Annotated in this window: 8 protein-coding genes and 1 tRNA gene; all 9 read left to right on the top strand. The window is 42.4% G+C overall.

Annotation, left to right across the window (positions count from 1 at the left end):
* Window positions 1-91: EF-Tu C-terminal domain-related protein (locus tag AC1M9L_RS13040; RefSeq protein WP_019509660.1), on the top strand; the 91-nt coding region annotated here is incomplete at its 5' end.
* A gap of 47 nt (window positions 92-138) precedes the next feature.
* Window positions 139-214, top strand: a tRNA-Trp gene (locus tag AC1M9L_RS13035).
* 77 nt (window positions 215-291) lie between these two features.
* Window positions 292-732, top strand: coding sequence for a preprotein translocase subunit SecE (gene secE / locus AC1M9L_RS13030; RefSeq protein ID WP_035265936.1), 441 nt, complete (start codon window positions 292-294; stop codon window positions 730-732).
* Between the two features lie 7 nt (window positions 733-739).
* Window positions 740-1,273 (top strand): transcription termination/antitermination protein NusG, encoded by a 534-nt coding sequence (gene nusG, locus AC1M9L_RS13025; protein WP_035265938.1) that lies wholly within the window; start codon window positions 740-742, stop codon window positions 1,271-1,273.
* A gap of 115 nt (window positions 1,274-1,388) precedes the next feature.
* Window positions 1,389-1,817, top strand: a complete 429-nt coding sequence (gene rplK, locus AC1M9L_RS13020; RefSeq protein WP_004813566.1) for a 50S ribosomal protein L11 — start codon at window positions 1,389-1,391, stop codon at window positions 1,815-1,817.
* Window positions 1,818-1,820: 3 nt separating this feature from the next.
* Window positions 1,821-2,516 carry a 50S ribosomal protein L1 gene (gene rplA / locus AC1M9L_RS13015; RefSeq protein ID WP_035265940.1) on the top strand — a complete coding sequence of 232 codons (696 nt, stop codon included), beginning with the start codon at window positions 1,821-1,823 and terminating at the stop codon, window positions 2,514-2,516.
* Between the two features lie 301 nt (window positions 2,517-2,817).
* Window positions 2,818-3,324: a 50S ribosomal protein L10 gene (gene rplJ, locus AC1M9L_RS13010; protein WP_035265941.1), complete on the top strand. Its 507-nt coding sequence runs from the start codon at window positions 2,818-2,820 to the stop codon at window positions 3,322-3,324.
* A gap of 51 nt (window positions 3,325-3,375) precedes the next feature.
* Entirely contained in the window at window positions 3,376-3,747 is a 372-nt protein-coding gene (rplL, locus tag AC1M9L_RS13005; protein ID WP_035265942.1) for a 50S ribosomal protein L7/L12, read from the top strand.
* 305 nt (window positions 3,748-4,052) lie between these two features.
* Window positions 4,053-8,141, top strand: a complete 4,089-nt coding sequence (gene rpoB / locus AC1M9L_RS13000) for a DNA-directed RNA polymerase subunit beta (protein ID WP_481590119.1) — start codon at window positions 4,053-4,055, stop codon at window positions 8,139-8,141.
* Window positions 8,142-8,190 lie beyond the last annotated feature (49 nt).

Raw genomic sequence — 8,190 nt, 5'->3', positions numbered from 1 at the left:
CCCAATCGCAATGGACCCAGGTCTACGTTTTGCGATCCGTGAAGGTGGTCGTACAGTTGGTGCTGGTGTTGTTGCTAAAGTAACTGCATAATAGAAGTACAAACGAAAACCGAGAGTTTCGATTCTCGGTTTTGTTATAGGTCAGTAGTTCAATTGGTAGAGCGTCGGTCTCCAAAACCGAATGTTGGGGGTTCGAGTCCCTCCTGGCCTGCCAAATTATTTTTGATAAAAAGCTTGATGCTGGCTAAACTGGTCATATAATAAGTCGCGAATTCAACGACGAGTACAAAAATGTCGAATGATAAATCGCGTGACGCATTAAGCGACGCGCCAATTCCTCAAAGAAACAATTCCGCTGAAGTCGTTAAATCTGGTTCACCAGTTGACGTGATTTTATGGATTATTGCATTGGCATTACTTGCTGGTGCACTTATGGTAAATCAACATCTTCCAGCATATTGGGTTCCCGCAAACAATATTTGGGTGCGTGTTGGGGTAATTTTGGCTTGTATCGTTGTGGCTTTAGGTTTATTATACGCCACCCATCAAGGCAAAGGCTTTGTTCGTTTGTTGAAAGACTCACGCATTGAACTGCGTCGAGTGATTTGGCCAACAAAGCAAGAAACAGTAACTGCATCATGGCAAGTGTTACTTGTTGTTGTAATCACCGCTATTGGTTTATGGTGTTTTGATTACATTATTAGTTGGTTGATGAAGTTTATTATCGGGTAAAAGAGCTATGAAACGTTGGTACATTATTCATGCCTATTCAGGTTATGAAAAACAAGTGATGCGTTCGCTTAATGATCGAATCCAGCGTAGCGCTGTTGCCGATAGCTTTGGTGAAGTCCTTGTTCCTACCGAAGAAGTGGTAGAGATGAAGGATGGTAAGAAACGTAAGTCAGAGCGTAAATTCTTTCCAGGCTATGTGTTAGTTGAAATGGAAATGAATGACGATACTTGGCACATTGTTAAAGAATGTCCAAAAGTGCTCGGATTTATTGGTGGTACGGCAGAAAAGCCTGCTCCAATTACGCAAAAAGAAGCTGACGCGATTCTTGCACGTGTACGCAATACTGGCGAAGCACCTCGTCCTAAGACAATGTTCGAGCCAGGCGAAGAATTATTGGTTACTGATGGTCCATTCACAGACTTTAAAGGTGTGGTGGAAGAAGTTCAGTACGAAAAGTCACGCTTAACGTTGACGATTAATGTATTCAATCGACCAACTCAAGTTGAATTGGAATTTCGACAAGTCGAAAAAACAATTTAATCTGAATTGGTTGAAAACGCCCGATTTTATTAATCGGGCATTGTTGTTGTAACGGTATCGTTACTTGTAAATATTGGGGAGCCTTAATCGGCGTTTGTACCCAGAGGTAATTGAAATGGCTAAGAAGATTGACGGCTATATCAAGCTGCAAGTTCCAGCTGGTAAAGCGAATCCATCTCCACCAATCGGTCCTGCACTAGGTCAACGTGGTGTAAACATCATGGCATTCTGTAAAGAATTCAATGCTGCTACACAAAAACTTGAAGCTGGTCTTCCGATTCCTGTAGTGATCACTGTGTACAACGACAAGTCGTTCACATTTATCATGAAAACTCCGCCTGCTGCTATTCTTCTTAAGAAAGCTGCTGGTATCCAAAAGGGTTCAGCTGTACCTAACAAAACTAAAGTTGGTAAGTTGACTCGTGCTCAATTAGAAGAGATCGCGACTACTAAAGAACCAGATTTAACTGGTGCTGACTTAGACGCGCGTGTACGTACCATTGCTGGTTCTGCACGTTCTATGGGCTTGGAAGTGGAGCTTTAAGACATGGCTAAATTAACTAAACGTCAAAAAGCGATTGCAGCTGCTGTAGAAGCGAACAAAGTTTATACTTTGGAAGAAGCTGTAGCAGTACTTTCTAGCCTTCCAGCTGCTAAATTCAAAGAATCTTTGGATGTAGCTGTAAATCTAGGTGTTGATCCTCGTAAATCTGACCAAGTTGTTCGTGGCGCGACTACACTTCCTGCAGGTACTGGTAAAACTGTACGTGTAGCTGTGTTTGCTCAAGGCGCTGCTGCTGAAGCTGCTAAAGCTGAAGGCGCGGACGTAGTTGGTTTTGATGACCTTGCTGAAAGCATTCAAGCGGGTAACCTTGACTTTGACGTAGTGATTGCTGCTCCAGATGCAATGCGCGTTGTAGGTAAGTTAGGTACAATCCTTGGTCCACGTGGCTTAATGCCAAACCCTAAAGTGGGTACTGTAACTCCTGACGTAGCAACTGCAGTTAAAAATGCAAAAGCTGGTCAAGCACGTTACCGTGTAGACAAAGCGGGTATCATCCATGCTGCGATCGGTCAAGTAGGTTTCACTGCTGAAGCTGTTCGTCAAAACGTTGAAGCTCTTGTAGCTGACCTTAAGAAAGCAAAACCTGCAACTTCTAAAGGTGTTTATATCAAAAAGATCACTTTAAGCTCAACTATGGGTCCTGGTCTTACTATTGATGTAACTAACGTTTCTAACTAAGTTTAACTTAGACAGAATTTTAAAGCCCTGAGTAAGATTTGAAGCGCTGCTTCAAATCTTACGCAAGATACCGGTTTTGGATTTCTTGCGAACTTAGGCAAACTTTGAATTGGTAAATGAGAATTTATCAGCGTCAAAGACCTCAGGCGAGGGGAGTTTTATGCTTCGCTCTTAATATTCCAGCCTGCGTAGACGCGGTGGTGTGATTTAGTTCATCCTCCGCGTGTTGACTCAGTGATGAGTTAACGAACTGGGAGTGTACTTCGCGTGAGTACATAAATCACCGTTAGGAGGTTTTACAATGGCTCTTCTTATCGAAGACAAAAAACAGATCGTAGCTGAAGTTAACGCTGTTGCTTCTACTGCTTTCACTGCTGTTGTTGCTGACTACCAAGGTTTAACTGTTGAGCAATTAACTGCTCTTCGTGTTGAAGCGCGTAAACTAGGTGTTACTACACGTATCGTGCGTAATACTTTAGCTAAACGTGCTCTTCAAGATACTCAGTTCGATATCTTGAACGACAACCTTGTTGGCCCAACAATTTTAGCTTTCTCGACTTCTGAAGACGACATGGGCGCAGCTGCTCGTTTGTTTGAAGAATTTGCTAAAACTAATAAAGCATTTGAACTTAAAGCTGCTGCATTCGATGGCAAGGTTTATCAAGGTGCTGAAGTTAGCGTAATCGCGAACCTTCCGAACCAAGAAAAAGCGCTTACTATGCTTGCAAATGTTCTTCAAGCTCCTATTTCGAAATTGGGTCGCCTTATTACTGCGCTCAAAGAGAAAAACGAGTCAGAAGCTGCTTAAGCTTAATAAATCAATTTCCACACCATTCAATATCCATTTGGAGTTATTCTCATGGCTTTAACTAACGAAGAAATCTTAAACGCAGTTGCTGAAAAAACTGTTCTTGAACTTGTTGAACTTATCTCTGCTTTTGAAGAGAAATTCAATGTATCTGCTGCTGCTGTAGCTGTAGCTGCTGCTCCAGGTGCTGGCGCTGCTGCTGCTGAAGAACAAACTGAATTCAATGTAGAGTTGACTTCTTTCGGTGCTAACAAAGTTGCTGTAATTAAAGCAGTTCGTGAAGCTACTGGTCTTGGTCTTAAAGAAGCTAAAGATTTAGTTGAAGGCGCTCCAGCTCTTCTTAAAGAAGGTGTTTCTAAAGAAGAAGCTGAAGAACTTAAGAAGAAACTTGAAGAAGCTGGTGCTCAAGTTACTGTTAAGTAATTTCGCCATGGGGTCATTATTAATTTGACCCCAAAAATTGGCTGATGGCTCTTGGGTCATCAGCCTTTTTGCGTTACAATTATCGGCTCGATTTTTGTTAACTTGATGTAAAAATCATCAATACTAACTATAATTGAATAAAATCAAACGCTTACCAATATTTTTCCATGTTTAAAAATATTGTTAAGCGTTTTAATACCACTGAACATTGCAGCATTTGAACAAAGTGGTGGTCATATCGACCTGCGTAATTCCTTCTAGACCCGTTCTGCAGGCGGGTTTAGTTTACTTTCCGAGGACTCCAGATGGCATACTCATATACCGAAAAGAAACGGATCCGTAAGAATTTTGGTAAATTGCCCCAAGTGATGGATGCTCCGTACCTGCTCGCGATTCAAGTCGACTCGTACAGAACGTTCCTTCAAGATGGCAAAACACCAAAAAACCGCGAAGATATCGGTCTCCAAGCCGCATTTCGTTCAGTTTTTCCAATTGAAAGTTATTCTGGGAATGCTGCTTTAGAATTCGTTGAGTATAGCCTTGGTAAACCAGAGTTTGACGTTCGCGAATGTATTCTTCGTGGCTCAACTTATGCGGCACCAATGCGCGTAAAAATTCGTTTGATCATTAAGGATCGCGAAACGAAATCAATTAAAGACGTACGTGAACAAGAAGTGTACATGGGTGAAATGCCACTTATGACACAGAATGGTACGTTCGTGATCAATGGTACTGAGCGTGTAATCGTATCTCAATTACATCGTTCACCTGGTGTGTTCTTTGATCATGACAAGGGTAAGACGCATTCAAGTGGTAAGGTGCTTTATTCAGCACGTATCATTCCTTACCGTGGTTCATGGTTAGACTTTGAGTTTGATGCTAAAGATTTAGTATACGTTCGTATTGACCGTCGTCGTAAGTTACTTGCGACTGTGATTCTTCGTGCCTTGAACTATACAAACGAACAAATTCTAGACATGTTCTATGAAAAGGTTCCTGTATATCTAGACATGGGCAGCTATCAAATTGACTTGGTTCCAGAGCGTCTGCGTGGCGAAATGGCACAATTTGATATCACAGACAATGACGGTAAGACAATCGTTGAGCAAGGTAAACGTATTAATGCGCGTCATGTTCGTCAAATGGAAGCTGCAGGCTTAACTAAACTTCCAGTACCTGATGAATATTTATATGAGCGTATTACTGCTGAAGATATTACATTACACAATGGTGATGTGATTGCTGCAAACACGGTTCTTAGCCATGAAGTTATGGTTAAAATCGCTGAAGGTGGCGTTAAGCAATTTAACGTACTTTATACCAACGATATCGATCGCGGTTCATTCGTAGCTGATTCATTACGTGCTGATACGACTTCTGGTCGTGAAGAAGCACTTGTAGAAATTTACAAGGTAATGCGTCCAGGTGAGCCACCAACGAAAGAAGCTGCAGAAAACTTATTCAATAACTTGTTCTTCTCTTCTGAACGTTATGATTTATCACCAGTCGGTCGTATGAAGTTCAACCGTCGTTTAGGTCGTCCTTACGAAGTGGGTACAGATCAGAAGTCACGTGAAGTTGAAGGTATTCTTTCAAACGATGACATCATTGACGTATTAAAAACACTGGTTGAAATCCGTAACGGTAAAGGTGAAGTCGATGATATCGACCACCTAGGTAACCGTCGCGTACGTTCTGTTGGCGAAATGACAGAAAATCAATTCCGTGTTGGTCTAGTTCGTGTTGAACGTGCTGTGAAAGAGCGTTTATCACAAGCAGAGACAGATAACTTGTCTCCACAAGACTTGATCAATGCAAAACCAGTAGCGGCTGCAATCAAAGAATTCTTTGGTTCAAGCCAGTTATCTCAGTTCATGGATCAAAACAACCCATTGTCTGAAATTACACACAAACGTCGTGTATCAGCATTAGGTCCAGGTGGTTTAACACGTGAACGTGCGGGCTTCGAAGTACGTGACGTACATCAAACTCACTACGGTCGTGTTTGTCCAATTGAAACGCCTGAAGGTCCAAACATTGGTTTGATCAACTCATTATCTGTATATGCGAAAGCGAATAGCTTTGGTTTCTTAGAAACTCCATATCGTAAAGTTGTTGATGGCCGTGTAACGGATGAAGTTGAATATTTATCAGCAATTGAAGAAGTAGGTACTGTGATTGCACAGGCCGATTCTCAATTGGATAAAGATGGCAACTTAACAGAAGAGTTCGTATCTGTTCGTCACCAAGGTGACTTCGTACGTATGCCGCCAGAAAAAGTAACGCACATGGACGTATCTGCTCAGCAGGTTGTTTCTGTGGCTGCGTCACTGATTCCATTCCTTGAACACGATGATGCGAACCGTGCATTAATGGGTTCAAACATGCAACGTCAGGCTGTTCCTACGCTGATTGCTGACAAGCCTCTTGTTGGTACAGGTATGGAAGCGAACGTGGCGCATGACTCAGGCGTGTGTGTGATCGCGAAACGTGGTGGACGTATTGAATACGTAGATGCATCTCGTGTCGTTATTCGTGTGAATGAAGATGAAATGGTTGCGGGTGAAGCAGGTGTAGATATCTACAACTTGATCAAGTACACACGTTCGAACCAAAACACATGTATCAACCAAAAAGTGCTTGTGAACCTAGGCGACAAAGTTGGTCGTGGTGATGTACTTGCTGATGGTCCATCAACTGATGGCGGTGAATTGGCACTTGGTCAAAACATGCGTGTCGCGTTCATGACTTGGAACGGTTATAACTACGAAGACTCGATCTTATTATCTGAGCGTGTTCTTCAAGAAGATCGTTTGACGTCTATTCACATTCAAGAACTCTCTTGTGTCGCGCGTGATACTAAACTTGGTTCAGAAGAAATTACTGCTGATATCCCGAACGTAGGTGAGGCTGCACTTTCTAAGCTTGATGAATCAGGTATTGTCTATATCGGTGCTGAAGTAACTGCTGGCGACATCTTAGTTGGTAAAGTAACACCTAAGGGCGAAACGCAGTTGACTCCTGAAGAAAAATTGCTTCGTGCAATCTTTGGTGAAAAAGCAGCTGATGTGAAAGACTCTTCACTTCGTGTTCCATCTGGTACGAAGGGTACAGTTATCGACGTTCAAGTGTTTACTCGTGATGGTATCGAGAAAGACGAACGTGCTCAAGCGATTGAAAAAGCTCAACTTGATGCATACCGTAAAGATTTGAAAGAAGAATACAAAATCTTCGAAGAAGCTGCACGTGAGCGCGTTGTACGTTTGTTGAATGGTCAAGAGTCTAATGGCGGCGGTACAACAAAACGTGGCGATAAGTTAACTGATGAAGTTCTTTCAAATCTAGAACTTGTTGATCTACTTGATATCCAACCAGTAGATGAAGGCATCGCGGAGCGTTTAACTCAAATTCAAGTATTCTTGAAAGAGAAGAGTCTTGAAATTGATGAGAAATTCGCTGAGAAAAAACGCAAGCTTTCTACAGGTGATGAGTTAACAACTGGCGTATTGAAAGTTGTTAAAGTTTACCTAGCAGTAAAACGTCGTATTCAGCCTGGTGATAAGATGGCGGGTCGTCATGGTAACAAAGGTGTTGTATCAAACATCTTGCCAGTTGAAGACATGCCACATGATGCGAATGGTGTTCCAGTAGATATCGTATTGAACCCACTAGGTGTACCTTCACGTATGAACGTGGGTCAGATTCTTGAAACTCACTTGGGTATGGCTGCGAAAGGTCTTGGTGACAAGATCGATCAAATGTTGAAAGAACAACGTACTGTACTTGAACTTCGTGAATTCTTAGACAAGATTTACAACAAAGTTGGTGGCGAGCAAGAAGATCTTGATAGCTTAACTGATGATGAAATCTTGGCACTTTCAGGCAACCTCCGTAAAGGTGTTCCACTTGCAACACCAGTATTTGACGGTGCCGAAGAAGGTCAAATCAAAGAGTTATTAGAACTATCTGGTCTTTCACGTACTGGTCAGACAGTACTGTATGATGGCCGTACTGGTGAACGTTTTGACCGTCCTGTAACTGTAGGTTACATGTACATGTTGAAATTGAACCACTTGGTTGATGACAAGATGCATGCGCGTTCTACAGGTTCTTACTCGCTTGTAACGCAACAGCCGCTTGGTGGTAAAGCACAATTCGGTGGTCAGCGTTTCGGTGAGATGGAGGTCTGGGCACTCGAAGCATATGGCGCAGCTTATACGCTTCAAGAAATGCTGACTGTGAAGTCGGATGACGTTGAGGGTCGTACCCGTATCTATAAGAACATTGTAGATGGTAACCATTATATGGACCCAGGTATGCCTGAATCGTTCAACGTATTGACCAAAGAGATCCGTTCTTTAGGTATCAACATTGAACTGAAAAATGGTGACTAAATCCCCCTCAATCCCCCTTTGATAAGGGGGAGACTAACCCCTCTTTAAA

The sequence above is a fragment of the Acinetobacter sp. ANC_7511 genome (assembly GCF_056779975.1).
The sequence above is the reverse complement of the archived record's forward strand: the minus strand, read 5'-3'. Positions and strand labels throughout refer to the sequence as shown.